This window comes from uncultured Roseobacter sp., assembly GCF_947492555.1.
Taxonomy (GTDB): Bacteria; Pseudomonadota; Alphaproteobacteria; order Rhodobacterales; family Rhodobacteraceae; genus Roseobacter.
Genome location: NZ_CANLNE010000004.1, coordinates 129,877 through 154,972, shown reverse-complemented (window position 1 = coordinate 154,972; position 25,096 = coordinate 129,877). Strand labels below are relative to the sequence as shown.

General features: G+C 60.2%; 23 protein-coding genes and 1 pseudogene. 13 read left to right on the top strand and 11 right to left on the bottom strand.

The window, feature by feature from the left end:
• Positions 1-31: 31 nt before the first annotated feature.
• The 5 genes from Q1A07_RS19500 to Q1A07_RS19480 form a co-directional block, all read right to left on the bottom strand.
• The gene (locus tag Q1A07_RS19500; protein ID WP_299783701.1) at positions 32-2,899 is read right to left on the bottom strand and encodes an EAL domain-containing protein; all 2,868 of its coding nucleotides are present in this window, start codon (positions 2,897-2,899) and stop codon (positions 32-34) included.
• A gap of 227 nt (positions 2,900-3,126) precedes the next feature.
• On the bottom strand, positions 3,127-7,071 hold the full coding sequence (locus tag Q1A07_RS19495; RefSeq protein WP_299783700.1) for a CHAT domain-containing protein: 3,945 nt from the start codon (positions 7,069-7,071) through the stop codon (positions 3,127-3,129).
• Positions 7,072-7,218: 147 nt separating this feature from the next.
• Positions 7,219-7,842: a 3-oxoacid CoA-transferase subunit B gene (locus Q1A07_RS19490; RefSeq protein ID WP_299783699.1), complete on the bottom strand. Its 624-nt coding sequence runs from the start codon at positions 7,840-7,842 to the stop codon at positions 7,219-7,221.
• Positions 7,842-8,546, bottom strand: coding sequence for a CoA transferase subunit A (locus Q1A07_RS19485; protein WP_299783698.1), 705 nt, complete (start codon positions 8,544-8,546; stop codon positions 7,842-7,844). Before Q1A07_RS19485 ends, Q1A07_RS19490 begins: the two co-directional genes overlap by 1 nt.
• Positions 8,547-8,751: 205 nt before the next feature.
• Positions 8,752-9,684 carry a VOC family protein gene (locus Q1A07_RS19480; RefSeq protein ID WP_299783697.1) on the bottom strand — a complete coding sequence of 311 codons (933 nt, stop codon included), beginning with the start codon at positions 9,682-9,684 and terminating at the stop codon, positions 8,752-8,754.
• Positions 9,685-9,814: 130 nt separating this feature from the next.
• On the opposite strand from Q1A07_RS19480, the gene Q1A07_RS19475 reads away from it, so the two are divergent.
• Complete coding sequence (locus tag Q1A07_RS19475; RefSeq protein ID WP_299783696.1) at positions 9,815-10,720, top strand: LysR family transcriptional regulator; 906 nt, start codon at positions 9,815-9,817, stop codon at positions 10,718-10,720.
• 7 nt (positions 10,721-10,727) lie between these two features.
• Here the strand turns inward: Q1A07_RS19475 and Q1A07_RS19470 are convergent, their stop codons facing one another.
• From Q1A07_RS19470 to ltnD, 4 genes and pseudogenes are all read right to left on the bottom strand, one after another.
• Positions 10,728-11,495, bottom strand: coding sequence for a TIM barrel protein (locus Q1A07_RS19470; RefSeq protein ID WP_299783695.1), 768 nt, complete (start codon positions 11,493-11,495; stop codon positions 10,728-10,730).
• A complete protein-coding gene (locus Q1A07_RS19465; RefSeq protein ID WP_299783694.1) occupies positions 11,492-12,139 on the bottom strand; it encodes an aldolase in 648 nt (215 codons plus the stop codon). Before Q1A07_RS19465 ends, Q1A07_RS19470 begins: the two co-directional genes overlap by 4 nt.
• A 3-nt stretch (positions 12,140-12,142) precedes the next feature.
• Positions 12,143-13,408: a 3-oxo-tetronate kinase gene (gene otnK / locus Q1A07_RS19460; protein WP_299783692.1), complete on the bottom strand. Its 1,266-nt coding sequence runs from the start codon at positions 13,406-13,408 to the stop codon at positions 12,143-12,145.
• A gap of 28 nt (positions 13,409-13,436) precedes the next feature.
• Positions 13,437-14,372: pseudogene (gene ltnD / locus Q1A07_RS19455) on the bottom strand (L-threonate dehydrogenase); the annotation flags it as partial.
• A gap of 129 nt (positions 14,373-14,501) precedes the next feature.
• Here ltnD and Q1A07_RS19450 point away from each other — a divergent pair.
• Positions 14,502-15,311 carry an aspartate dehydrogenase gene (locus tag Q1A07_RS19450; RefSeq protein ID WP_299783690.1) on the top strand — a complete coding sequence of 270 codons (810 nt, stop codon included), beginning with the start codon at positions 14,502-14,504 and terminating at the stop codon, positions 15,309-15,311.
• Between the two features lie 13 nt (positions 15,312-15,324).
• Here Q1A07_RS19450 and Q1A07_RS19445 read toward each other — a convergent pair whose 3' ends face one another.
• Together Q1A07_RS19445 and Q1A07_RS19440 are read right to left on the bottom strand one after the other, a co-directional pair.
• Positions 15,325-16,344 carry a Gfo/Idh/MocA family oxidoreductase gene (locus Q1A07_RS19445; protein WP_299783689.1) on the bottom strand — a complete coding sequence of 340 codons (1,020 nt, stop codon included), beginning with the start codon at positions 16,342-16,344 and terminating at the stop codon, positions 15,325-15,327.
• Complete coding sequence (locus Q1A07_RS19440) at positions 16,344-17,432, bottom strand: isocitrate/isopropylmalate family dehydrogenase (protein WP_299783688.1); 1,089 nt, start codon at positions 17,430-17,432, stop codon at positions 16,344-16,346. The genes Q1A07_RS19445 and Q1A07_RS19440 overlap by 1 nt, the downstream gene beginning before the upstream one ends.
• Before the next feature lie 132 nt (positions 17,433-17,564).
• Here Q1A07_RS19440 and Q1A07_RS19435 point away from each other — a divergent pair, with 132 nt between their 5' ends.
• From Q1A07_RS19435 to ureG, 11 genes are all read left to right on the top strand, one after another.
• Complete coding sequence (locus tag Q1A07_RS19435) at positions 17,565-17,855, top strand: putative quinol monooxygenase (protein ID WP_299783687.1); 291 nt, start codon at positions 17,565-17,567, stop codon at positions 17,853-17,855.
• A complete protein-coding gene (locus Q1A07_RS19430; protein ID WP_299783686.1) occupies positions 17,852-18,658 on the top strand; it encodes an N-acyl homoserine lactonase family protein in 807 nt (268 codons plus the stop codon). The genes Q1A07_RS19435 and Q1A07_RS19430 overlap by 4 nt, the downstream gene beginning before the upstream one ends.
• Positions 18,659-18,832: 174 nt before the next feature.
• Positions 18,833-19,648 carry an urease accessory protein UreD gene (locus Q1A07_RS19425; protein ID WP_299783685.1) on the top strand — a complete coding sequence of 272 codons (816 nt, stop codon included), beginning with the start codon at positions 18,833-18,835 and terminating at the stop codon, positions 19,646-19,648.
• Positions 19,649-19,651: 3 nt separating this feature from the next.
• Positions 19,652-19,954: an urease subunit gamma gene (locus tag Q1A07_RS19420; protein WP_299783684.1), complete on the top strand. Its 303-nt coding sequence runs from the start codon at positions 19,652-19,654 to the stop codon at positions 19,952-19,954.
• Positions 19,955-19,995: 41 nt separating this feature from the next.
• Positions 19,996-20,301: an urease subunit beta gene (locus Q1A07_RS19415; protein WP_299783683.1), complete on the top strand. Its 306-nt coding sequence runs from the start codon at positions 19,996-19,998 to the stop codon at positions 20,299-20,301.
• A 28-nt stretch (positions 20,302-20,329) separates the two neighbouring features.
• Positions 20,330-21,151: a cyclase family protein gene (locus tag Q1A07_RS19410; RefSeq protein ID WP_299783682.1), complete on the top strand. Its 822-nt coding sequence runs from the start codon at positions 20,330-20,332 to the stop codon at positions 21,149-21,151.
• An 84-nt stretch (positions 21,152-21,235) separates the two neighbouring features.
• Entirely contained in the window at positions 21,236-21,622 is a 387-nt protein-coding gene (locus Q1A07_RS19405; RefSeq protein ID WP_299783681.1) for a lysozyme inhibitor LprI family protein, read from the top strand.
• A gap of 14 nt (positions 21,623-21,636) precedes the next feature.
• A complete protein-coding gene (gene ureC, locus Q1A07_RS19400; RefSeq protein WP_299783680.1) occupies positions 21,637-23,346 on the top strand; it encodes an urease subunit alpha in 1,710 nt (569 codons plus the stop codon).
• A gap of 7 nt (positions 23,347-23,353) precedes the next feature.
• On the top strand, positions 23,354-23,842 hold the full coding sequence (ureE, locus tag Q1A07_RS19395; protein WP_299783679.1) for an urease accessory protein UreE: 489 nt from the start codon (positions 23,354-23,356) through the stop codon (positions 23,840-23,842).
• Positions 23,814-24,473: an urease accessory UreF family protein gene (locus tag Q1A07_RS19390; protein WP_299783678.1), complete on the top strand. Its 660-nt coding sequence runs from the start codon at positions 23,814-23,816 to the stop codon at positions 24,471-24,473. The genes ureE and Q1A07_RS19390 overlap by 29 nt, the downstream gene beginning before the upstream one ends.
• A complete protein-coding gene (ureG, locus tag Q1A07_RS19385) occupies positions 24,470-25,096 on the top strand; it encodes an urease accessory protein UreG (RefSeq protein WP_299783677.1) in 627 nt (208 codons plus the stop codon). Before Q1A07_RS19390 ends, ureG begins: the two co-directional genes overlap by 4 nt.

Below are 25,096 nucleotides of genomic sequence, written 5' to 3'. Positions count from 1 at the left end.
CTGATACGCACAAGACCCGCAGCGCGCGGGCTCAGGCAAGTTTCAGCCTGCCCTGCGTATTGCCAAGCTCCACCAGGAACGCTCGGACCGCATCCGCATCCATCGGCCGCGCCAAACCGTAACCTTGCAGATAGCAGCACCCCATATTTTTCAAAATTGGCACGTGAGCCTCTGTTTCCACCCCTTCGGCGACAACGCGGATGTCCAGCATGCGACCAATTCCGATGATGGTCTTGACCAACTCACGCTGTCGTCGGGAGTCAACAATTGGCTGGATCAGCGTACGGTCGATTTTAAGCCGCTGCGGAGCGATCTGTAGCAGACTGGCAATCGAGGCATGACCACTGCCGAAATCATCGATTTCAATATCGATCCCCATCTCGCTGATCTTTTTAAGGTTTTTGTCGATCACGTCATTCCGGGCGTCCAGAAATGCAGATTCCAAAAGCTCAAAGGACAACATACCGCGTGGCAAGTCCAATTCTCGTAACCGATCCCCAAGACTGGGGTCATTGAGCCGATTGGCAGAGACGTTCACGGAGATGGGTGGCACCGCCAACCCTGCACTCTTCCATTGTTTCATGTCATAGAGCGCACGACGCAACACCAGTTCGTCAAATTGCGCAAGCAAACCCATGTCTTCCGCCGTTTCCAGAAACTCCTCCGGCATGATCAGACCGAACTTGGCGCTCTCCCATCTGACCAGCGCTTCCAAACCGGTGAGTTCAAGCGTGTTCGCATCAAATTGCGGTTGGTAGTGACAGGTGATTTCACCTTGATCAAACCCGGCCAGCAAGGCGTCAAACGAGTTCTTTCGGCGCCGGGCCTCTTCCTTCATAGCGGTATTGTAAAACCGGTACCGACCTCGACCAGCCTTTTTCGCCTCGTAAAGCGCCAGATCGGCGTCAATGAAGAGGTTGCAACCGGGCTTGATTTGCCCATCCACAACGGCAATTCCAATGCTTGTACCAATATTGCATTCTTGCGAGCCGTAAAAATACGGGCGCGACATGTCATCTATTATCCGCTCCGCGATCTCCTCGAGCTCGCCGTCCTCGGGTGCGTCAAACAGCAAGGCAACGAATTCATCACCGCCCACACGGGACACCAGTGCGTTTTCGGGCGCATTCCTGCGTAAGATATCAGCGGCATGTTTCAGCGTTGCATCACCCGCATCGTGGCCGAGCGTATCGTTAATCTGCTTGAAATGGTCGATATCGAAATGAAGAACGGCCAGCCGTACATTGGCCGCAGCCCTATCGCGCATGTATTCGGTATAGACGTCATCAAGACGCCTGCGATTGGCAAGCCCGGTCAGCGCATCGTGCCGGCTTTCATGCTCCAATCTCGCGCGCGCATCTTCCAGTTCCTGCGCGCGGAGCTGATCCTTCGTGATGTCGAAGTTCACCCCATAATATCTTGGGCCGGTTTCACTGTCGTTTACAAACTTACCGCGCGTCCGAATGTAGCGAAGAGTTCCGTCCAGGGCCACAAGCCTGTAGTCGCAGGCCACGTCTTGTTCTTTTTGCAGGCACTCTTCGGTATAGGCAACCGCCGCTTCTCGGTCTTCGGGGTGAATGAAGGTGCTCCAATCGGCCCCGGTGCGCAAGTTTTGACCGTCCTTTATGCCGAACATCTTGAGCAAGCGATCATCCCAGAAGGCCTGATCCGAATTCACGTTGAACTCCCAGCGCGCCATGCCTGCCGCTTCCATGGCAACATCCAGTCGCTCCGCCATTCTCTGGCTTTCAATCTCGACGGTCTTGATGTCGGTGATATCGATATCGGTACCGATAATGCGCGCGGGCAACCCATCAGCATCACGCCTGACAATGCGCCCCCGGCTCAAAAACCAGACCCATTGGCCATTGGAATGACGCTGACGAAACTTGTAGTTGATGTCGTCCGTTTCACCGCTATCGAGACGGTCGAGTTCGGCCTGTATATGGTAGAGGTCTTGCGGGTGAATGGTCTTCAACCAGTCTTCGGTTGTTTCAGGCACCTTCTCATCCCCGGTCAGGCCGCGCAAATCCCGCCAGGTTTTTGAGAGGAAATGCCTTCCGTGCTCAAAGTCGTGATCCCAAACACCTTGATTTGCACTGAGCACAGCCGTTTTCCATCTCAGCTCACTTTCGGCAAGCGAAGCATGGACGCCATCGCATTGGGCGAACTCCGAAATGTCCGTTTCCTGCAAGGTGATTTCGGCGGGAAAATCCTTGGCATCGCGACGGGTCACATGCCCCTTTGCCGAAATCAGAGTATCCTGTCCATTCTCTCCCGCAACCTGATACGTCAGGCGGATCTCATTCTCGACCGTTGAGATCAGCGTTGCGAGCGCGCATCTCAATCTATCACGCCCGTCGGGAAGTACTTTCTGCAAGTAATCCTGCAGACACTCCTCTTCGATTACAGGCATCATTGCCACACCTGTCTGCGTGCGCGAAATCTTTCCGGTTTCTATCGAAAAACTCCAACAGCGCTGTGCCATATTTTCGGGCTTGGGCCGTGGTGCCTCAATCACTTCAACATGTTGCAGTGCTTCTGTGCATTGACACAGGAAACCCCAAGGCGCTTCATCCTCCAGCTTCAGCGGCTTGGCGGAAAAAAGACGCAGTGCGGTGGCGTTGCCCAGGGGCAGTATCGCTACGTCCAAAGCGGCCACATCTGAGCTGGCCATTTCCAGACTTCTAAGAACAGCAGGTGCGTGATCCGGATGGAGCAGTGCATGGAGTTGCCGTCCGACACGGGCATCGCGTTCCCGTGTATCCAGCAATGCTCTGCACTGACTGTTTGCCGCAATGATCCGGTAGTCGGAATCCACAAAAAAGGCAGGGACCGCCAGCGCATCCACCAGCGACCCGATCAAAGAAACTGCGTTTGCGTTTCCATTCCGGCGCATCACATCCCTTCTGACAACCCCGTACAACAGATAGACGAGCGCGTTTAAGGCCGCGTTATCACGTAAAAATCTAATCGTTTTGGCTGTAAAAAATCCGGTGTGAAAAACCTGCGCGCCCGCCAGATTTCAAGGCGCGCGCCGAGAGAAATCAGATGTGAGATCGTTGGTTGTCTTCTTCTTGGTCCGAGGCCTTCACACGTTGCCGACATCAAACCCGACGATCATGCCTACCCGAGAATAAAGTGGCTCGCCCAAAAGCGCGGATGATGAAAACGTTCCAAGGCCGGATCAGCCAATAGGCCCGACACCGCCTGCCGGATGGATGTCGAAAAATCCTCCGCTTCTCCTGTACGTTGACTGGTCGCCACGCGCTTCATCAGCTCAACACCTGCACCGCTGTCGATTTCCCAATGGGTCAACAGAAGCGATCCTGCGCCAGCATAGAGAAAGGCGGATGCCAGATCAGACAGCCCTGCCCCCGCGCCTGGCGTGCCGGTGTTACAGGCAGAAAGGATGACCAGATCAGCCCCGATGCGGTAGCTGTAGATCTCGGGCGCAGTTAAAATGCCATCCGAGCCGGGGCCTTCCGGTAAGGACATCATCAATCCGGCAGCCCCCAGAGAACCGGTTTCACGCGACAAAAGCCCGTGAGTTGCCAAGGCAAGAATACCCGCATCCGCCAGACGGTCAGACCGGTCCAACGCGCGCATCTGTGCTTCTGTTGCGCGCTCACGCGTAAAGACGTCACTGGTTGGATTGCCACCGAAAGCCAGCGCCATAAAGGTCAGCTCGGCCGCGGTTTCCGGCAATTCGGGCAAGGCAGCATTTGGTCCGAGCAACATCTTCCGGGTCGCCAAATCTCCATCGGTAAGGTTGGGATCGCCGAGACCTACGAAGCCACGTCCCGGTTCCGGTTTACGCAACTCTGCCGACGCTCTTGCAACAGAGGGCGCTGCTCGCAGAACAGCCGTGGCACCCAGCCAGTCCTCCCCGCGTCTTAGAGCGGCAAAGGGCAATGTCGCCAAAGGACCCGTGAGCACGAGGCGCAGCTCTGATGGGGGCCTTTCCTGACCGGAATGTCCCCAGCCGATCAGCTCGTCATAGATCTGCGATGCGCGGGTCTCATCAAAAAGATCGAGCCGTTCCGAGCTTTCAACAACGCTCCGCCGAAACGCGGTCACAAGCGCCGCCATGCCCGCCTCATCCCGCGCCAACCTCCGCGCACGCGCGCCCGACCCATCGACATATGTCAGGACGACACCATCGCTCAGTTGGGTCGCCACAATCATGGCCCCGTCCGAGGCGCGCATTGCCTGTACAACCTCTCGAAGGCTGCGCGTCACCCCGATCTGGTGGCTGCGCCGCGCTGCATCCGCATCTGGCAGGCGGGTCGAAATTGCCTGCAGACGCTGGTTCAACTCAATGATGCGCTGCTCGTTCTGCTCTGGCGCATTCAGCGCGGACCGCAGCGCCCGCAGTGTGTCCTGATACTGACGCGCCGCCTCTGGGGCGGCAGAATTCAGACGCTGCTCCAAAACCGAGAGCGACGCAGTGGAGCCTGCCAGTTGCAGATACTGTTGAACGGCAAAAAGTGCCGGATAATTGGGCCCTTCACGCAACCCTTCGAACTGAAGTTCAAGGTAAAGGGTGAACAACGGCTCCAGTCGCTGCGCCCATTGCTCAACGGTCCCGGGCAACGGGTCCGCATCGGTGCCAAGCCGTGTCACGGCAAGTTCTGCCAGCGGACCTACCGCTTGATAGGCCCGGTCCGGGCGGCCCTGCTTGCGGTAGAGGCCGGCCAAGGCGATACGGTGCTCGATTGCATTCGGTCGCAACAGGTCACGCGCCAGTTCCACCTCCGTTTCCCTTTCAAAATCAAACATTTCGCCAGGAAAAGAGGCGTGATAATATGCCTCTGCAAGATTGAGAAAGCCAAGCCGTTCAAAGGCAATCGCCTGACTTAAGGCCCCCGCATAGTCCGTTTCTTGTGGCCCAATATTGCCGAAGGACCCACCAAATGAAGTGTAGAAATCCTGTAACCTTTTCCTGCGCAAATCCGTTGGAACTTCCGCTTCCAGACGCCGCCAGTCCACCTCCCAGTAACCGACATAATCATCCGTTTGCGGCGCAGCTGCGGCGGCCTGCCGGCGTTCATGCGGGCTCATCATGAGAAAGCGCAGATTATCCGCCCGGTGGTCAGCCTCCACCGTATCAAAGGGCGGTTCAAACCACTCGAAGCGCCCGGCGTGTATCAGCCCCATGGCGCAGGATGTCCAGGTCCCCAAGCCATCGTCATATACCGCGGGCTGGGCACGCAGGATGTAGTCAACAACATCCTTGCGCCCGGAAAGCGCCGCCACCGCGCAGGTTGCGGTTAACTCCATACCAAAGACATTATAGTCAGGATTGCAGGAGATCATGCGCGCCATCATCCCTTCGTCAACAAGCGCTTTGGCGACGGCGGGGTCATCGCCGAGGGCCCGGTAATCAATGAGCGGGAAGGAGAGGAACCTGTCTTGATCAGAAAATGGCGCGCCCTCGCAACCGGTTCCGTAGTGCCCCTCCAACTTGCCCACCAGCAGCGGGCCCGGGCCCATAAGGGTAAGGCGCGACAGGTTCAGCGCCTCCCGAACGGCGGCTATGCGGGTTTTTACTTGCGGCAAGAGCTTAAGTGTTTGCGCGAGTGACACTGCCCGCACCAGCGTCGGCTCTGCATCCTCAAAGGCCCCGATGATGACCGCTGCCTCGGCCTGCATCAAGCTGATCTCGAGCGCGTCGGCATAGCTTTGATCAGCAAGGACCGACGGTATCACCTTGGCACCGAGATCAAAGACTTTGCGATGCTCTTCGGTCCGCCTGAGTTCGCGCAGCCCGATCAAGGCCCCTTCCCATGCGTTGGCCTCGTCATCAAAAAGAAAGAACCCCCGGTTTGGCGCAAACGCCTGACTGTTGAGAAAGCTGCTGAGGCGACGGATCAGATCGACCTGATCCATTTCCATGAACATCTGGGATGTTCTATAGAGATTGTAGACATACCAGCCTTTCTCGGCTCGCGATGCATGGACGGTAACAACTGGTGTTCTTTCGATGTTTTCCATCGCGGCCACGGCGCGAGCACGGGCGCGGGCCATCAGCCCGACCGCATGCATGGCAATGGTATCGCTGCTTTCCAACACCGGGCCAAAACTCTGCTCGTCATCAGCCTGCGCAGCGGGCGTCAGTGTCCAGTCATGGAGTTGCGCATAGTATCGAGAAGCTTTCTCGTTTTTGCCCTGCGCATAGGTTTCGCGTGCCAGATCGCGCATCACCCGGGCCTGTGCCGCCTCGGACACTTGGGCCGCAAGCATCAACCTTTGATGCATCAGCGCCTCGCGGTTCTCAGGTGCTACGCATTTTATTGTCGTCTCCAGGATACGCCCGCGCACAAAAACATCTGCAGTGGAGTCTGCAGCCAGCTCTGCCACCGCAGCGGTCACACCTCCGAACATCACGGCACCCGCTGGCTCTTCGCAGGCAAACCCGTTGCCCAATCGCCGTCGCATCGACTGCGCCAGAAACGCCACATAAGCAGGCTCATCTGGCGATGCCTGGGCCGTATTCAGGACAAACCGCATGGCCGCCTCGATCTCGCCGTAGATTTCCGGGGCGTCTTCCCACGTGGACAGCAGCATGAGAGCCCGCGACAGGCCGTTGCCGGAATTCTGTGCCAGGGCCTCCGCCTGTTCCAGAAAGAGCTTTTGACGTTGGGTATTGGCGTCCATCAATGGTTTGGTGATCGAGGTGGAAAGCCGTCGGTTATTCGCGTTCGAGTTCAGCCTCAAACGCTCCGCCAGATAGTGCGGTCCACTCGCATAGAGCATGCGCCGCGGCTTGGGAAATCCCCAGCCAAGAAACATCTGCTCTGGTGTTCCGGTCTGCTGTCGCGGTTCTTCGACAACAAGGGGTGTAGGCACCTGCGCGATCTGATAAGTCCGCGCCAGAAACGTGACCTGTTCCTGTGTCAGTTGCCCGGTCGCATCAAAGCCAAAGCTGTACTGAAAATCGACCACGGCGTTTTGCGTATTCGCGTCGGCAATTCCATCCACCGCGCCGACGCCATAACCCAGCCCGGCCAGCTGTTGTTCGATCTCCACAAGGGACTGGCCCAGCGCAAGGCAGGGCCAGAATATCAAGACCAGAAACAACCCCCGCAAAAACCAAACCCCCAGCAATCATCGCTGAGGGCCCAGTTGCGTTGTGACTTGTGGCACAGCAGCGTGTCACCCATCAAACCCGGCTGCTAATTAAGCGTCAACAGTTTCCGCAATTCAACACCGTGTTCAGACAATTGTGGCTTCGGTTGCGTCCCGCAGCTCCGCCTCAGTCACGCCCTCTGCCGTTTCGACGATCTTCAGACCACCTTCCACAACATCCAGCACGCCAAGATTTGTGATGATCCGGTCCACCACACCCTGCCCCGTCAGCGGCAGCGTGCATTCTTTCAAAAGCTTGCTCTCGCCGTGCTTGTTGGTGTGATCCATGACCACGATCACGCGGCCCACGCCCGCAACCAGATCCATCGCACCCCCCATGCCCTTCACGAGCTTGCCGGGGATCATCCAGTTCGCGAGGTCGCCGTTCTCAGCCACCTCCATGGCCCCCAGAATGGCCGCCGCGATCTTGCCACCGCGGATCATACCAAAGCTGGTGGCGCTATCGAAATACGACGTGCGGCGCAGCTCGGTGATCGTCTGCTTGCCCGCGTTGATCAGGTCGGCGTCTTCCTCGCCCTCAAGCGGGAAGGGACCCATGCCCAGCATGCCGTTTTCCGACTGCAGGGTAATATCCTTGTCGCCCACGTAATTGGCCACCAGCGTCGGGATGCCAATGCCGAGATTGACATACATGCCGTCTTCCAGTTCCTCCGCCGCCCGCGCGGCCATCTGATTGCGATCCCACGGCATTAGGCGGTCTCCTTCTGGCGCACGGTGCGCTGTTCGATACGTTTCTCATGGGTGCCCTGGACGAGGCGATGCACGTAGATCCCGGGCAGGTGGATCGTATCGGGATCAAGCGAGCCTAACGGCACGATTTCCTCTACTTCGGCCACGCAGACTTTGCCGCACATCGCCGCCGGTGGGTTAAAGTTGCGCGCCGTCTTGCGGAAGACCAGATTGCCCGTCTCGTCCGCTTTCCAGGCTTTCACAATGCTCAGATCAGCGAAAATGCCGCGTTCCAGGATGTAGGTTTCCCCGTCGAAATCCTTGTGCTCCTTGCCCTCGGCGATCACCGTGCCGACACCGGTCTTTGTGTAGAACCCCGGAATGCCGCAGCCGCCCGCACGCATGCGTTCGGCCAGCGTGCCTTGAGGGTTGAACTCCAGCTCCAACTCGCCGGACAGGTACTGGCGCATGAATTCGGCATTCTCGCCGACGTAAGAGCTGATCATCTTCTTGACCTGCCGGGTCTGCAGCAAGATGCCAATGCCAAAATCATCCACACCGGCATTGTTCGAGGCAAAGGTCAGATCCTTTGTGCCCGCGTCCTTGATCGCCTGCAAAAGCAACTCCGGGATACCGCAGAGCCCAAAGCCACCAGCGGCAATCAGCATGCCGTCCTGCAATACCCCATCCAGCGCTGAGGACGCCGTATCATAGATTTTTTTCATAAAACCCCCATGCAACCTGGGCGCATCACGCCCAGGGCGGAAAACGCACAATCTGTTATCGAATCTTAGGAGCAACTGTTTCGCGCGGCGACGGGGCTTGCAACCACATTCCGGCGGAAGGTCGCATTTCCACGTCCTTGCACGTCTTTGCACGTAGGGAACCGCCGCAACCGGACAGGCTGCGACGGGTTTGTATTGTCGATGATCAGGCCGGGATCGGCTGCAGCTTCTTTTCCAGCGCCTCGCGCAAATGCTCGTGCTGCGTGGGTAGTTTCAGGGCTCTGCCCAGATGGGCGGTATCCTCGTCGCGATCGAACCCGGGCTCATTGGTGGCGACCTCGAAAAGAACGCCACCGGGCGTGCGAAAGTAAATCGCCCAGAAGTAATCGCGATCGATCACCGGCGTTACGGCGTAGCCGGTATCGAGCAGTGCCTTGCGCACCTCAAGCTGGGCCGCCCTGTTGTCCACGGCAAAGGCGATGTGGTGCACGGAGCCTGCCCCCTCACGCGCGGGTGCAACCTCGGGCAAATTGACCAGATCGATGGTGTTGGCGCCGGTGCCGCCCGAGACGGCGTAGCGCGTGACATTTCCCTGCCTGTCCACCTTCTGATAGCCCATGAAGGTCAGGAGTTCGGCCATCTGGCCATCATCGCGCAGGCGTATCCCGGCAGAGTGAAAGCCACGAATGGTGTGATCCGCGCTCACGCCATTGCCGGTCCAGGCCGGTCGCGTGTCATCAGCGACCTCTGCCAGGGCAAAGCCTTCACCATCTGGGGTGCTAAAGCGCAGACGCGCGTCCCCAAAGTGATCTTCGCGCGCCAGACCCTGCACATTCTGCGCAGCAAGGCGTTCCTGCCAAAACGGCAGCGATCCTGTGGGTACGGAAAACACCGTTTCCCCGATCTCGCCGGTGCCCCGACTGCCTTTCACGATGTTGGGAAAGGGAAAATAGGTCATCACCGACCCGGGCGTGCCGACCTCGTCCCCGTAGTAGAGGTGGTAGACATCCGGCGCGTCGAAGTTCACCGTTTTCTTGATCCGCCGCAGGCCGAGGACCTGCGTGAAAAAGCTGTTGTTCTCGACCGCATCACTGGCGAGCGACGTCATGTGATGCAGGCCTTTGATCTGAGTAAGCATGGCATGTTCCTTTGCAACGGTAGGGGCTCCCGCAAGGGGCGCCGGTTGCAACTATAGATAGCTGCGCCTCACTGTTGCGATAAGGATGTTATTGTGGGAATAATTATCCCGATTTGTGGGATAATATCAAATGACCGGGCACCTGGAACGGATCAAGACCTTTATGGAGGTGGCAAGCGCAGGCAGCTTTACCGCTGCGGCGCGCGCGCAAGGCAGCTCGTCTTCTGCTGTCACCCGCCATATTGCCGACCTTGAGCAGACCCTTGGTGTCCAGCTATTCGTCCGCACCACGCGGAAAGTATCGCTGACCCAGGCAGGCGCGGTCTATTTCGAGAAAGTGCATCCCCTGATCTCTGCACTTGCGGCTGCCGATGACGGCGCGCGCGCCCAGCAGAAGGCATTGAGCGGCACACTGCAGGTCAGCTGCCCCTTGTCCTTCGGCACCCGCTTTTTGCAGGCTCCCCTGACCGAATTCGCGGAATTGCACCCAGGTATCGACCTCAGGATCAACCTGACCGACAGCTTCGTGGACATCATCAAGGATGGCTACGATATGGCATTGCGGATTTCCGCAGCGCCCGCAGACAAATCAACGATCTGGCGCAAAATCTGCCCGGTGCCCCGCTGTCTGGTGGCAGCACCAGGCTATCTGGAACAGGCGCCCCCGCTTGCAACGCCTGCCGATCTGCCGAACCACCGATGTCTCAGCTATACCAATCAATCCGATGGCGACACCTGGCATCTGGCGCATCATGCAGAGGAGACAATGCGCCCCGTGCGGCTGACGCCCGCGTTTGCCTGCAACAATGGTGATTTGCTCGCGCAGATGGCTGCGGCTGGCGGGGGGATCGTTCTGCTGCCCCGGTTTATCGTGGCCGACGCACTTGCCGCTGGCACGCTCCGTACGGTTCTGGAGGACTGGCGCGCGCCCGAAATCTGGCTGACGGCCTTTTATCCGCCCTACCAAAAGCTGCCGCTTGCGATTGATCGCTTCACCGACGTATTCGAACAACACGCGGGGCAATTCGGTCTTTAGGCGGTGCCTATGCGCGAAGTTGGGTCATCCATCCCAATGTATCGTCCGTGTTCTGTGTCGATTTGTATTCTGCCCCCAGCGGCGCATTAAACCCCAACCGAGATACAACATCGAAGATATGAGCATAGTTGATCTCGCCGCTGTCGGGCGGCCCCCGATCAGGTACGCTGGCGAACTGGATATGACCAATCAGCGGCATCAGTTTTTCAAGCCTGTGGCTTAGATCCCCCTCCATCAGCTGCACGTGGTAGCAGTCAAACATCAGTTTCAGGTTTGGGCGGTCCACCTCCGCAATGATCTGCCGCGCCTGCGTGGTAGTGCTCAGAAAATACCCCGGCGCATCGTAATAGTTTAACGGTTCAATCAAAATGCTGATGCCCAAAGGCGCGGCCTTGTCGCAGGCATAGCGCAAGGCAGAGATGAAACAGGCATGCGCTGCCTCCCCTTGCGCAAATCCCGCCATCACATGCACCTTGCCCGTACCTGTCCGCTGCGCGTAGTCCAGCGCCTCATCAATAGCCCCACGGGCCTCCTCCTCACGCCCAACCAGCGCCGATAGACCGTTTTCGCCTGCAGCGACATCACCCCGCCGCGTGTTGAGCCCCAACATGCTCAGACCTGTTTCCGACAGGGCCGCGGCAACCTCGGCGGCGGGGATGTCATAGGGCCAATGGCACTCCACCGCATCGAATCCGGCGGCTTTGGCGGCGCGAATGGCGTCCGGCAGAGGCCGGTCATTCCACAAAAACCCCAGGTTGGCGGAAAACCGGGTCATGTGTCCCACTCCACATCGAAATGCGTGACCAGATCGGTAACCTGTGCGGGGCTCAGCATATTGGCGTCATACCCGCGCATCAGCATGGCAAGGCGCGCGGTGTCTTCCAACTCTTCAATGGCATTGCAGGCCCCCTCCACGTCCTTGCCCGCGACCACCGGCCCGTGGTTGGCCAGCATCACTGCGGTTCTTTTGCCTGCCAGACCGCGCACCGCCGCGCCCATCGCCGGATCGCCGGGACGGAAAAACGGCAGCAGCTTGACCTTGCCCAGTTTCATGATCGCATAGGGTGTCAGGGGGGGCAGAAAGTTATCCGGGTCCACTCCGGGCATCATCGACCACGCTACCGAATGGCACGAATGCAGGTGCACAACGGCCCCCGCGGTGCTGCGCGTGTCGTAGAACGCGGCATGCAGGGGCATCTCCTTTGTCGGCGCGTCTCCGGAGACCAGATTGCCCTGCGGGTCGAAATGGCTGAGCCGCGCCGGATCGAGGCGACCAAAACTGGTGCCGGTGGGGCTGACCAGCAGCCCGCCATCCTCTGTCCGTGCCGAGATGTTGCCGGTACTACCGCCGGTGAGTCCTCGGTCAAAAAGCGATTTGGCCAGCAGGCACATCTGCTCACGCAGTCTTCTGTCCGTCACGTTTCAGTTCTCCAGTTTTGCCAGCGCGGTGCCGAAAAAGTCTTCAGTCCCGAAATTGCCGGACTTGAGGGCCAGCGCGATCTGATGTCCGCCGCTCTCGCAGAATGTCCAGGGCACGCCGGGTGCGATTTCGGCACCAATATCGAGACGGCTGACGCCAAGCGCCTGTGTCACCGCGCCGGATGTCTCTCCACCGGCCACGACAAAACGGCGTGTACCTCGAACCCGCGCTTTGATCGCGAGTTCGGCCAGCGCGGCCTCCACAATCTGCCCGGCCCGTGCCGTGCCCAACTCTGCCTGCGCGGCGCGCACGTCCTCCGGCTCTGCCGTGGCATAGATGATCGGCGCGGCGTCAAGAGATTGCGTCGCCAGCCAGTCAAGCGCTGCTCCGGATCCGTCGCGGGCCAGAACCAGGGGATCGAGCCGGTAGCTCGGCGCGTCCTTGGCATAGAGCACCACTTGCGCGCGCGTCATCGCCGAACAACTGCCCGACAGCACAATCGCCCCCGGTTCGATCTGCGGCGGCGTGACTTTGGCGACATTCGCGTCCAACGTGCCGTCTTGTGCGTAAAGCGATGGCAGGGGCATCGCGAGCGCACTGCCGCCTGTCAGTAGCGGCATATCCCGACAGGCCGTTGCGATCTTCTGCAGGTCCGCATCGGCCACCGCATCGACGATCACATGCGCGACCCCATCATCCGCCAACCGGGCCAGTGCCGCTTCAATATCCGCTGCCCCCCGCGCCACGGTCAGCCGGTCCACAAGACCGGTTGTCCTGGTAACCTGCGGGGCAAGCAGACGCATCAGGTTGCTGTCCGTCATCGGGGTCAGCGGGTGGTCCTTCATCGGACTTTCAGCCAAAGGCTGCTGCCCGACGAAGAGATTGCCCATGAAGATGGAGCGTCCATTCTCGGGAAAAGCGGGACAATAGATTGTCTGTTGCACCCCGAGATCAGCCATCAGGGCCTCGGCAACCGGGCCGATGTTGCCCTCGGCCGTGCTGTCGAAGGTGGAGCAATACTTCCAGAAAAACCGTTGCGCACCAGCGTCCTTCAACCATGCAAGCGCTGCGCGGCAGTCCGCAACCGCCTCTGCGACAGGGGCTGTCCTACATTTGAGCGCAATCACTTCAAACGCAGCCGTTTCCTTTGGGGTTTCTTTCGGCACACCGATCCGCAAAGACACCCGGACACCACTGCGGGCCAGCAGACCGGCAAGATCCGTCGCGCCGGTGAAATCATCAGCGATACAGCCAAGCAGTGTTGTCATTGAAGCAGGGCCCTCTTGGTCAGCAGGTTCATTCCGCCGCGTCGCCCGGCAGTGTCAGACCGGCGTTGCGGGCATAGACCTTCGCAACCGCGGCATCGTCTTCGCCACCGAGTCCTTGCCCGGCGGCGGCAACAAACTGCTGCAGGGCGGCGGCGGTCAGTGGCGCGCTGAAGTTGTCACCCTTGGCAATGTCCAGCACGATGCCGAGGTCCTTCAGCCAGATGTTGACGGCACTGTGCGGCGTATAGTCCCCCGAAACAATATGCGGCGCGCGGTTTTCCAGCATCCAACTGGTGCCCGCGCATTTGCTGATGACTTCAACGAATTTCTCCGGCGGCACGCCTTGGGTCATGCCAAAGGTCAGTGCTTCGGCCATTGTGGCGATGTGCACCCCGGCCAGCAGTTGGTTGACCGCTTTCATCGCCGACCCGGCGCCGACATCGCCCAGTTCAAAAACGGTCTCTGCAATGGCCTCCAGCACCGGCGCCGCAGCTGAAAAAGCCTCGCTGCTGCCTGCCGCCATGATTGTCAGCTGTCCCGACGCCGCCTTGCCGGCGCCTCCCGAGATTGGCGCATCAAGATAGTGCACTTGATGCGCGGCGGCCCGCGCTGCCAGATTGCGCGCAACCTCGGGCGGGACCGTGGCGCAGGACACAACAACCGCACCGGGCTTGAGCATGGGCACAACCCCGTCATCCCCAAAGAGGACATCCTCGGTCTGCCGGGCATTCAGAACCACGACAATCACCGCATCCAGATCACCGGCGACGGCGGTCAGGTCTCCGGAACTGCCCCCGTCCGCAACAAAGGCATCACACCGGACGGGATTCACATCGCTCCCAAAGGTTTCATGCCCGGCCCGCAGCGCCGACTGCGCGATCCCGTACCCCATAGAACCCAGACCAATGACAGCTACCTTTTGCGACATATTCCCGCTCCCTCGCCTCTCGTCCTGGGCCTTGTGCTGCCCTTCGCGACACTATGGGGCATATCCCACGCCAATAAAATGGCCATTCCCGCAGATGCAGATCGACGCAGGGACCGCACTCGTCTAGTTTCGAGGGTTCGTGCCCATATCTGGGAAGGGGATAGCATGCATCTTGCGATTATCGGGTATGGCAATATCGCGCAATCGATCATCGAATGGCTCGGGACCAAACCGGCAGCACATCTCACCATGCTGGTGCGTTCCACTTCCCTGACACGGGCGCTCAAGGATGAGGCCCTTGCACAGGCAGGGGCCTCCGTGACGATCACCGATGACATCACGACACTCATCGAGGCGACCCCTGATCTGGTGGTGGAATGTGCAGGGCAGACCGCCGTCGCAGAATTCGGCCCACCCGTTCTGGCGGCTGGTCTCGATATGGTGATTGTCTCCACCGGCGCTTTGGCGGATGAGGCTCTGTTCGGCACTCTTGAACGTGCAACCCAAGCGGGCCGGTCCCGTGTGATCCTGCCACCGGGCGCCATTGGCGGCATCGATCTTCTGAGCGCGCTGACACTGGCCGGAGAGGTGACAGTAACCTATCGGGGCACCAAACCACCCGACGCCTGGCGCGGCACCCCGGCAGAGGATTGCTGTGACCTCGCCGCTCTGACAGAGCCATGCGTGTTTTTCTCCGGCTCCGCACGAGAAGCGGCGCAGGCCTATCCGAAGAATGCCAATGTCGCGGCCACGCTTGCCCTGACCGGGGTGGGCTTTGAGGCAACCCGGGTAGACCTAATCGCCGATCCGAACGCACCGGGCAATGCCCACGCCTATGAGGTGGACAGCCCCGTGGGACGTTTTGCCATGCAGATTGAAAACGCGGCATCATCGGGGAACGCAAAGACATCGATGGCAACGGCATTCAGCGTGATCCGCGAGATCGACGAGATTCGCGACGGTCTCGGATCCTAGCCCGCACGCCGGGTCAGGGGAGTGCAATCTTCTGCCCCGTTTCAGCGGATCGGTAGACCGCATCCTTGATCCTTATGACCTGCAGATAGTCATGGGCCTCGTTCTCCAGCGCGTCCCCATCGAGCACTGCGCGCACCACGTGGTTTTGCAGATGGTAGACGCAGTCCCCGCCAAAGCCCTCCCAGGTGTCAGGCGGCAGAACCGGCTCAACTTCGAGACGGCCATGGGCCCGGAAATCGACGCGCCCATCCCCCATCAGGGTCAACACACCCGCCGTTCCTTCGAAAAAGGCCTCGCCCATCGTGCGCCGCTGGTTGTCCGCCGCATGGTCGCAATGGCGGTTGCCATCAAAGAGGGTGCGCACGCCCTCCGGGTGGTCAAAGATCACAAAGCCTGCGTCTTCGCCTTGGATGACCGGGTTGATCTGGCGCAGATCGGCATAGACGGCACTTGGGTTGCCAAACAGAAAGCGAAAGGTGTCGATCCAATGCACACCGGTCTCATGCACCAGGAACTGCGGCATCTGCTGGAAATAGGGCTGACGGTCCAGATAGGCGTCGGGTCCCTGCCCGTCCCCGGGCCGCAGACGAAAATGCGCCTGCAAGGGGGTCCCGATGCGTCCTGCGGAAACCTCTTTCCTGATCGCACGGTACCACGGCATGAACCGGAAGTTTTCATGGACGATCAGACGGGCGCCCGCCTGTTCCGCCAGCAAGGTCACCCCCTCAGCCTCTTTCAGGTCACGACAAAAGGGCTTCTGGCAGATGATGGTTTTCACCCCGGCATCCAGCGCGGTCAGAATGGCTGCGCGATGGGCCACCGGTGGCAGGATGATGTCGAGGATGTCAGGGTTGGTGGCGGCCAGCATCGGCTCCAACCGGTTGAACGCGGGAAACCCAGTTGCCCGCGCGGCCTCGATGTTACGGTCTGCCGCACCGACGCAGGTGACCTGCGGAATGCGCGCCCAGGCGCCATAGTGGAACTGGCTGAAGTATCCCGCGCCGAGACAGGCAACTTTGAGGGTCGCCGCCATTACGTGTCCCCAAGCGCTGCTGTTACTGCCCCGGCCGCCTCGGCGGTTGTCGCCCGCCCGCCAAGATCACCGGTCAATACGCTGCCGTCGGCGATGACGCCCTCCGTTGCAGCCCGCAGCCGCGCACCATCGGCAACCATCGCAGGGTGGTCGTGGCGCAGCCCCAGCCATTCCAGCATCATCGCCGCCGACAGGATCATCGCCAGCGGGTTGGCCACCCCCTGCCCTGCAATATCCGGCGCCGAGCCATGGCAAGGCTGGAACACGGCGTGGTCCAGCCCGATATCCGCAGAAGGGGCCACACCCAGACCGCCCATCAGGCCCGCGCCCAGATCGGACAGGATGTCCCCAAACATGTTTTCGGTGACCAACACATCAAACTCCCACGGCTTTTGCACAAACCACAATGCCATGGCGTCAACATAAGCGTGATCGCTGGCCAGATCGGGGTGCTGTGCCGCCTCAGCATCAAACAACGCACGGAAAAAGGCAAAGGCGCGGAATACATTCGCCTTGTCGACGCAAGTGACGCGCCCCGGACCGCGCCCTGCCTCTCTGCGTTCACGCGCGAGATTGAAGGCGAATTTAAACAGCAGCTCCGAGGTTTTCCGGGTGATCAGCAGCGTCTCGCGCGCCTCATCCGGTGTTACCTCGCCCCGCCCCTGCGTGTGAAACAACCCTTCAGTGCTTTCCCGGATCAGGACAAAATCAACCTCTTTCCCCGCCGGCATGTTCAGCGGCGTTTTCTGGCCCGGAAAGATCCGCACCGGGCGCACCCCGGCAAAAAGGTTCAGGGCCTTGCGCAGGTCGATCTGCGGCGAAATCTCGGTGCCATCCGGGTAACGTACAGACGGAAGCCCCATAGCAGAGAGCAGAATGGCATCCGCCGCACGCGCTTCTTGCATAGAGGCCTCCGGCAGCGATTGGCCGGTTTGCGCGTAGTACGCCGCCCCCGCAGGACAGTCCTTGAACGATAGTGTGTAGCCGCCCTGCGACGCGAGGGCGCTCAAAATCTCCAGCGTCGGATCGGTGATCTCCGGCCCGATGCCATCGCCGCGAAAAACCGCGATGTCGAAACTCTCTTTCATTTATTCTTGCGCCCCTTAAAGTTTGCTGGCGGTCACATGCCGGTCGATATTTGGATAATGACAAAGGTTGCCACATTAATGTATGCATTAATGCATGCGTAATTGACAAATTGAGTAGTTGCAAGGATGGACATGTTCGCGGTTATTGTCACTTTTCAGATCAAACCGAACCACGTGGCAGATTTCCTGCCTCTCATGACGCGCAACGCCGCGACCTCTCTGGCGGAGGAGCCGGGATGTCACCAGTTCGATGTCGCGACAGACCCGGCACGGCCCGAAGAGGTGTTCCTCTATGAGCTTTATAAAGATGCCGCCGCGTTCGAGGCGCATCTGGCGTCCGAGCATTTCAAATCCTTCGACGCCGCCGTCACCGACATGATTGCCGGGAAATCTGTGAAAACCTATGCGAAGGTGACCTCATGAGCGCCTGGGAGGTCTTTGCCGTAAAATATGCCGACCGCAATGCCCGGACCCGGCGCGACAGTTTCATCTTTGATGACAACCACGATGCGCCCCACCCGATGGACTACTTCATGTGGGTGCTGCGGCGAGGGACGGAGGTTATTCTGGTCGACACCGGCTATGATGCCGACGAAGCGCGCCTGCGGGACCGCCCCATTCGCATGGACCCTGCCGCCTCGCTGGCGCCCTTGGGCCTGACACCCGAGGACATCACCTCGGTGATCGTCACGCATCTGCACTATGATCACGCGGGCGGCCTGCATCTTTTCCCCAACGCGAAACTGCATATGCAGAAAGCCGAGATGGCCTATGCCACGGGCCCCTGCATGTGTCATGACACGCTGCGCATGCCTTTCACCGCCGGGCACATCTGCGAAGCGGTCAAACGGCTTTATTCCGGTCAGGTCGTGTTCCACGATGGCGATGCCGAAATTGCCGAAGGGGTCACCGTGCATTGCATCGGCGGGCACAGCCGCGGGCTTCAGGCGGTGCGCGTGCGCACTGCGGCGGGGTGGCTGGTGCTGGCCTCGGATGCCGCGCATTATTACGAGAACATCTTTGCCCGCAAACCTTTCCCGATCGTGGTCGATTTGCAGAATATGCTGGACGGTTTCGACAGGCTGGAGGCTTTGGCCTCTCACAACACGCTGATCGTGCCGGGGCATGATCCGCTGGTTACGCAGGCGTTTCCGCAGGCCATGGCAAACCACATCTGGCGGCTGGATCAGGGGCCCAAGACCCCCGGTCTGATCACGGGCGACTAGCCCGGCACCGGCGACGGAACGCCTTACGCGCCCATCCGCAACGGCATCTGCCCAAAAAACAGGCGCTGCCGCCTGCAAATGCACCAAGCAGCGGGCCAACTCTGGCAAATGGTCCGGCCCCATGTGAGATTGCTTCCCGGAGAAATCACCAACCGAAGGCCGTTTGACTTGTTGATGCAGCCCGCAACCTTGCTGGACCAACCCCGTGCGATCGGGTCGGCGATGGTGTCGAGCAAACTGCGCGATGGACGTTCCTGTATTGATGGGTTGCGGCAATCAGGGGCGTTGAAGCTGCTGTTCCCGCGCAACAATGACTTGCTGGAAACCACGTTGATCAACACCGCTGGCGGCATCACCGGTGGGGACCGATTTGAAGTTGCCGCAACGGCCAGAGCGGGCTCCAGGCTGACACTCACCACCCAGGCAGCAGAGCGCGCCTATCGCGCGCAATCGGGTCAGGTTGGCCGGGTCCGGACGCGCCTGACCGTCGACGGCGATGGCCAGATGCATTGGCTGCCGCAGGAGACCATTCTTTACGAGGCCTGCGCCCTGTCACGCCGGTTGGACGTCACAGTGTCCGATCAGGGACGATTTCTAATGGTGGAGCCGGTGCTTTTCGGCAGGCAGGCCATGGGTGAAGAGCCCCGCAGTATTCTGTTTCGGGATCGCGTCAGCATCCGCCAAGCAGGCAGCCTGATCTACCGCGATGGTGTCACCTTTGACGGAGATGCCGCCGCAGCCCTTGACCGCCCGGCCATCGGCGGCGGTGCGCGTGCGATGGCCAACCTCGTTCTGGTCGCGCGGGAAGCGGAAGGTCTGCTTCCCATGGTCCGTGAAACCTTCGGCGCGACCGGCGGCGCGAGCCTGCTGAGGGACGGCCTACTAGTGGCCCGTCTGTTGGCGCGAGATGGTTTCGAATTGCGTCAACGCCTGATCCCGGTGCTGGAGCAACTGACACATCACAGACTACCTGCGAACTGGAGACTTTAACCCATGCAGCTCACCCCTCGTGAAAAAGACAAACTGCTGGTGGCCATGGCTGCCGAGGTGGCGCGCAAGAGGCTGGACCGCGGCGTGAAACTCAACCACCCCGAAGCCATCGCCCTGATCACCGATGCGGTGGTCGAGGGGGCCCGCGACGGGCGGTCGGTTGCCGACATGATGCAGGCCGGAGCCGAGGTGATCACCCGTGAACAATGCATGCAGGGCGTGCCCGAGATGATCCACGACGTGCAGGTCGAGGCGACGTTTCCGGATGGCACGAAACTGGTCACTGTACACAATCCGATCCGGTAGCAGCGGCATATTTTTGGAACAATGAAGCAGAGGATGCGCATATGATCCCCGGGGAAGTCATGACTGCAAGCGGCGAGATCGTTCTGAACGCGGGCGCGGAGGCGATCACGCTGATGGTGGCCAACACTGGCGACCGGCCCGTGCAGGTCGGCAGCCATTACCATTTCGCGGAAAGCAACGCTGCGCTAGAGTTTGACAGGGATGCAGCGCGCGGGTGCAGGCTCGACATTGCTGCGGCGACCGCTGTGCGGTTCGAACCCGGCCAGCGCCGGGAAGTGCAGCTCATCCCTTTGTCCGGCGCGCGGCGCGTGTTTGGCTTCAATCAACAGGTCATGGGGGATCTATGATCGCCCGGTCCATGGAGGAGGAAAGACAATGTGTGATATCTGTGTGATCAATTCGGTGAAGGAACGGATGCTGTCGCGGCGCGATTTCTTCAGGAAGACAGCAGCCGTGGGGGCCGCGGCAACCCTGGGCGGCATGGCCGCAACACCACCGGCATTGGCGGCGGGCCACGGCGGGGTTTTCGACATGACCCACAAGCTCAGCCCGGAGTTTCCCACCTTCTTCGGTGTGCCCGGCATCTCGATGGAGCAGCAGTTCAATTTCGCCGAACATGGTTTCAACCTAATGAATCTCAGCATCAACGAGCATACGGCCACGCATATCGACGCCCCGCTGCATTTCTCCGCAGATGGCGCATCTGTTGATGAAATCCCGGTCAGTGATCTGGTGGTGCCGCTCTGCGTGATCGACATCGCGGCAAAGGCCGCTGAGGATGCCGACGCTCAGGTCACGCCGGATGATCTCAAGGCGTGGATCTCGGACAATGGGGCGATCCCTGACAAGGCCTGCGTCGCAATGCATTCGGGCTGGGCGACCAAGACAGCCAGCCCGGACTACGTGGGCAATGACGCGGATGGGGTCAAACACTTCCCCGGCTTCCACGTCGAAGCCACGCAGATGTTGCTGGAGGAAACGACCGCAGCGGCCATGGCGGTGGATACGTTGTCGCTTGATCACGGCCCTTCGCCCGATTTCGCGACACACTATGCCTGGCTGCCCACCGGACGCTACGGGATCGAAAACCTCGCAGGTCTCGATCAGGTGCCGGCTGCCGGGGCAACACTGGTTGTGGGAGCGCCAAACCACGCGGGTGGAACAGGCGGCCCCGCCCGCATCTTTGCGATGGTGTAATGCATCCACCCCTCACGGCTGCAGCCGGGCGTCGCGTCTGGCTGCAGCCCGTTCTCTGACACATCAGGTGGTCTCATCAGCCTTATGAAATATGCATTCCTTCTCCTTTTGCTTGTGGCCCCCGCCGCCGCGCAGGATCTGGACTGCGCGAACCCGGTCACGCAGGTGGAAATGACCAGCTGCGCCAGCCTCGCAGCCGATGCGGCAGACGAAGAGTTGAACGACGTGTGGAAGCTGGCCGTCAAGGCGGCGCAAGACCGTGACACTCTGGACCCCGGACATGAGCCTTCCGGCGAAAGCATTCTGCGCCGGGCGCAACGCAGCTGGATTTCCTTCCGCGATCAGGCCTGCAGCGCCGAAGCCACCATCGCGCGCGGCGGCACCATGGCCAGCCAGCTTTTTCTCATTTGCCTCGAAAGGCTCACCCAGCGCCGTATCGAAGACCTCCGCCTCTTTACAATGACCAACTGACCAGGACGACACCTATGCCAGCTACAATTTCCCGCTCCAGCTATGCCGCGATGTTTGGCCCGACGACAGGCGACAAGGTGCGGCTGGCCGACACCGATCTGATCATCGAGGTGGAGCGGGATCACACAATCTATGGCGAAGAGGTCAAATTCGGCGGCGGTAAGGTGATCCGCGATGGCATGGGGCAGTCTCAGGTCACGCGGGCGGGCGGCGCCGTCGATACGGTGATCACCAATGCGCTGATTGTGGATCACACGGGCATCTACAAGGCGGATGTGGGGTTGAAGGACGGGCGCATCCACAAGATCGGCAAGGCTGGCAACCCGGACATGCAGCCGGGCGTCGATATCATAGTCGGGCCGGGTACGGAGGCCATTGCGGGGGAAGGGAAAATCCTGACGGCGGGTGCCTTCGACAGCCATATCCACTTCATCTGTCCGCAACAGATCGAGGACGCGCTGCACTCCGGCGTGACCACGATGCTGGGCGGTGGCACTGGCCCTGCGCATGGGACGCTGGCCACCACCTGCACACCCGGGCCGTGGCACATCGGGCGGATGCTGCAGAGCGTGGATCATTTTGCCATGAACATCGGCGTCTCCGGCAAGGGCAATGCCAGCCAGCCCGAGGCGCTGGTGGAGATGGTCGAAGGTGGCGCCTGCGCGCTGAAGCTGCACGAGGATTGGGGCACAACGCCGGGCGCGATCGACTGCTGCCTGAGCGTGGCGGACGACATGGACGTGCAGGTGATGATCCACACCGATACGCTGAACGAGAGCGGCTTTGTGGAAAATACAGTTGCGGCGATGAAGGGCCGCACGATCCACGCCTTCCACACCGAAGGCGCGGGTGGCGGGCACGCGCCGGACATCATCAAGATCTGTGGCGATCCGAATGTGATCCCCTCCTCCACCAACCCGACGCGGCCCTTTACGGTGAATACGCTCGAAGAGCATCTGGATATGCTCATGGTCTGCCACCACCTCGACAAGTCGATCCCCGAGGACGTCGCCTTTGCCGAAAGCCGCATCCGGCGCGAGACCATCGCCGCCGAGGACATCCTGCATGATATGGGCGCGTTTTCGATCATCGCCTCGGACAGTCAGGCCATGGGACGCGTGGGCGAGGTGCTGATCCGCACCTGGCAAACCGCTGATAAGATGAAGAAACAACGCGGACGACTGGCGGAAGAGACGGGCGAAAACGACAACATGCGCGTGCGCCGCTACATCGCGAAATACACGATCAACCCGGCAATTGCCCATGGGATTTCGCATGAAATCGGCTCCATCGAGGAAGGCAAACGCGCGGACCTCTGTCTCTGGAACACTGCGTTCTTCGGCGTGAAACCCGAGATGGTTCTGATGGCTGGAACGATTGTCTGCGCGCAGATGGGCGACCCCAACGCCTCCATCCCAACGCCACAGCCAGTTTATACCCGACCAATGTTTGGCAGCTTTGGCCGGTCCGTCGAAAAGTCATCCGTGACCTTTGTCAGTGCCGCCGCAGAGGCCGCAGGGATCGGGAACTCGCTCGGGCTGCGCAAGGATGTTGTCGCGGTGAAAGGCACCCGCTCGATCGGTAAGAAGGACCTGATCCTGAACGACGCCCTGCCCGAGATCGAGGTAAACCCGGAAACCTACGAGGTCCGCGCCGACGGCGAGTTGCTGACCTGTCAACCGGCCGAGGTTTTGCCGATGGCGCAACGTTATTTTCTGTTCTGAGGACACCATGATTACCACCGCACAAAAGATTGTTTCGCACGGTCACACCACCTCGGATCAGGTGACGCTGGACTATGACGCCCGGTTTCTCCGGCGCAAGGTACTGACGACCGACAACGGCGCGCAAATCCTCGTCGATCTGCCCAAGACAACATCGCTCGCACAAGGGGATGCGCTGGAAACCACGGATGGCACGCGTATCGGTATCCGCGCGGCGGCGGAACCACTGCTTGAAATCAAAGGCCAGGATCTGCACCGCATCGCGTGGCACATTGGCAACCGCCACACCCCGTGCCAGATCGAGGCGGATCGCCTGTTGATCCAGCGCGACCACGTCATGGCACAGATGCTGAACACCCTAGGCGCCCATGTGCATGAGGTCGTGGAACCCTTCACCCCTGAGGGTGGCGCCTATGGGCATGGTCGCACGCACGGGCATGATCACAACGCCCAACATGGGCCGGACCATGAACACAGCCACGCCCATGACCACTGATGCCATCCTGACACTGACCCAATGGATGTCACCGGGCTTTCCGGTGGGCGCCTTCGCCTATTCCCACGGGTTGGAGACCGCTATTGCCCATGGCGAAATCAAGGATATCAGCAGTCTTGAAGATTGGCTGCGTGACCTCATCGCTTGTGGCAGCGGGCAGGCCGATGTTGTGATCCTGTCAGCAGCCTACCACGCCACGGAAACCCAAATCGCCGGGATCGACACCACCGCCCGCGCGTTCGCGGCAACGGGGGGTCGGCTGTTGGAGACAGACCAGCAGGGCGGCGCCTTTGCGCGTACGGTGGATGATGTCTGGGGCACTGATCTGGGTGCGCTGACCTACCCTGTGGCCGTTGGACGCGCCGCATCGGCCAAGGGTTTCGCGCTTGATCTGGCTACACATCTGTATCTGCAGGCATTTGCTGCCAATCTGATTTCGGCAGCTGTGCGGTTGGTCCCCCTGGGGCAGACCGAGGGTCAAGCCCTGCTCGCAAGCCTCACCCCTCTCATCCACGAGACGGTGGAGCAAGCCACGCAAACACCCTTGTCGCGCCTGTCTGCCAGCTGTTTGGCCGCCGATATCGCATCGATGCAGCATGAAACCCTCTATTCAAAGGTATTTCGCACATGACAAATCTGAATGGACCGCTGCGCATCGGGATTGGCGGCCCCGTTGGCGCCGGAAAAACCACGCTGACGGCGTGTCTTGCGCGTGCGCTCAGCCCGCACCACTCCATCGGGGTGATTACAAACGACATCTACACGCAGGAAGATGCGGATGCGCTCATGCGGATGCAGGTTCTGCCGCAAGACCGGATCATCGGCGTGGAAACCGGCGGGTGTCCGCACACCGCCATCCGCGAGGATGCCTCGATCAACTTGGCGGCAGTGGCCGAAATGCAGACCCGCCATCCGGACGTCGAAGCGATTCTGATCGAAAGCGGTGGCGACAATCTCAGCGCGACGTTTTCGCCGGAACTCGCTGATGTGACCCTGTACGTGATTGATGTCGCGGCGGGCGAGGAAATACCGCGCAAGGGTGGGCCGGCCATCACGCGCTCGGATATCTTGGTTATCAACAAGACCGATCTTGCCCCGCATGTCGGTGCTTCCCTTGAGGTGATGGAACGGGATGCGGCGCGGATGCGGGCCGGACGCCCCTTTCTGTTTACGGCGCTCAGGCATGGTGATGGGCTGGACCAGGTGATCGCCTCCTTGCGCGAAGTCTCCGGGCTGGGATTGGTCCGCGCCTGA

Excerpts from the sequence above, each read along its gene's own strand:
- Q1A07_RS19500 (WP_299783701.1), bottom strand. The coding sequence starts at position 2,899 with ATGCGCCGGAATGGAAACGCAAACGCAGTTTCTTTGATCGGGTCGCTG.
- Q1A07_RS19490 (WP_299783699.1), bottom strand. The coding sequence starts at position 7,842 with ATGCCGTGGGATCGCAATCAGATGGCCGCGCGGGCGGCGGAGGAACTG.
- Q1A07_RS19485 (WP_299783698.1), bottom strand. The coding sequence starts at position 8,546 with ATGAAAAAAATCTATGATACGGCGTCCTCAGCGCTGGATGGGGTATTG.
- Q1A07_RS19480 (WP_299783697.1), bottom strand. The coding sequence starts at position 9,684 with ATGCTTACTCAGATCAAAGGCCTGCATCACATGACGTCGCTCGCCAGT.
- Q1A07_RS19475 (WP_299783696.1), top strand. The coding sequence starts at position 9,815 with ATGACCGGGCACCTGGAACGGATCAAGACCTTTATGGAGGTGGCAAGC.
- Q1A07_RS19470 (WP_299783695.1), bottom strand. The coding sequence starts at position 11,495 with ATGACCCGGTTTTCCGCCAACCTGGGGTTTTTGTGGAATGACCGGCCT.
- otnK (WP_299783692.1), bottom strand. The coding sequence starts at position 13,408 with ATGACAACACTGCTTGGCTGTATCGCTGATGATTTCACCGGCGCGACG.
- Q1A07_RS19450 (WP_299783690.1), top strand. The coding sequence starts at position 14,502 with ATGCATCTTGCGATTATCGGGTATGGCAATATCGCGCAATCGATCATC.
- Q1A07_RS19445 (WP_299783689.1), bottom strand. The coding sequence starts at position 16,344 with ATGGCGGCGACCCTCAAAGTTGCCTGTCTCGGCGCGGGATACTTCAGC.
- Q1A07_RS19440 (WP_299783688.1), bottom strand. The coding sequence starts at position 17,432 with ATGAAAGAGAGTTTCGACATCGCGGTTTTTCGCGGCGATGGCATCGGG.
- Q1A07_RS19435 (WP_299783687.1), top strand. The coding sequence starts at position 17,565 with ATGTTCGCGGTTATTGTCACTTTTCAGATCAAACCGAACCACGTGGCA.
- Q1A07_RS19430 (WP_299783686.1), top strand. The coding sequence starts at position 17,852 with ATGAGCGCCTGGGAGGTCTTTGCCGTAAAATATGCCGACCGCAATGCC.
- Q1A07_RS19425 (WP_299783685.1), top strand. The coding sequence starts at position 18,833 with ATGCAGCCCGCAACCTTGCTGGACCAACCCCGTGCGATCGGGTCGGCG.
- Q1A07_RS19420 (WP_299783684.1), top strand. The coding sequence starts at position 19,652 with ATGCAGCTCACCCCTCGTGAAAAAGACAAACTGCTGGTGGCCATGGCT.
- Q1A07_RS19415 (WP_299783683.1), top strand. The coding sequence starts at position 19,996 with ATGATCCCCGGGGAAGTCATGACTGCAAGCGGCGAGATCGTTCTGAAC.
- Q1A07_RS19410 (WP_299783682.1), top strand. The coding sequence starts at position 20,330 with ATGTGTGATATCTGTGTGATCAATTCGGTGAAGGAACGGATGCTGTCG.
- Q1A07_RS19405 (WP_299783681.1), top strand. The coding sequence starts at position 21,236 with ATGAAATATGCATTCCTTCTCCTTTTGCTTGTGGCCCCCGCCGCCGCG.
- ureC (WP_299783680.1), top strand. The coding sequence starts at position 21,637 with ATGCCAGCTACAATTTCCCGCTCCAGCTATGCCGCGATGTTTGGCCCG.
- ureE (WP_299783679.1), top strand. The coding sequence starts at position 23,354 with ATGATTACCACCGCACAAAAGATTGTTTCGCACGGTCACACCACCTCG.
- Q1A07_RS19390 (WP_299783678.1), top strand. The coding sequence starts at position 23,814 with ATGAACACAGCCACGCCCATGACCACTGATGCCATCCTGACACTGACC.
- ureG (WP_299783677.1), top strand. The coding sequence starts at position 24,470 with ATGACAAATCTGAATGGACCGCTGCGCATCGGGATTGGCGGCCCCGTT.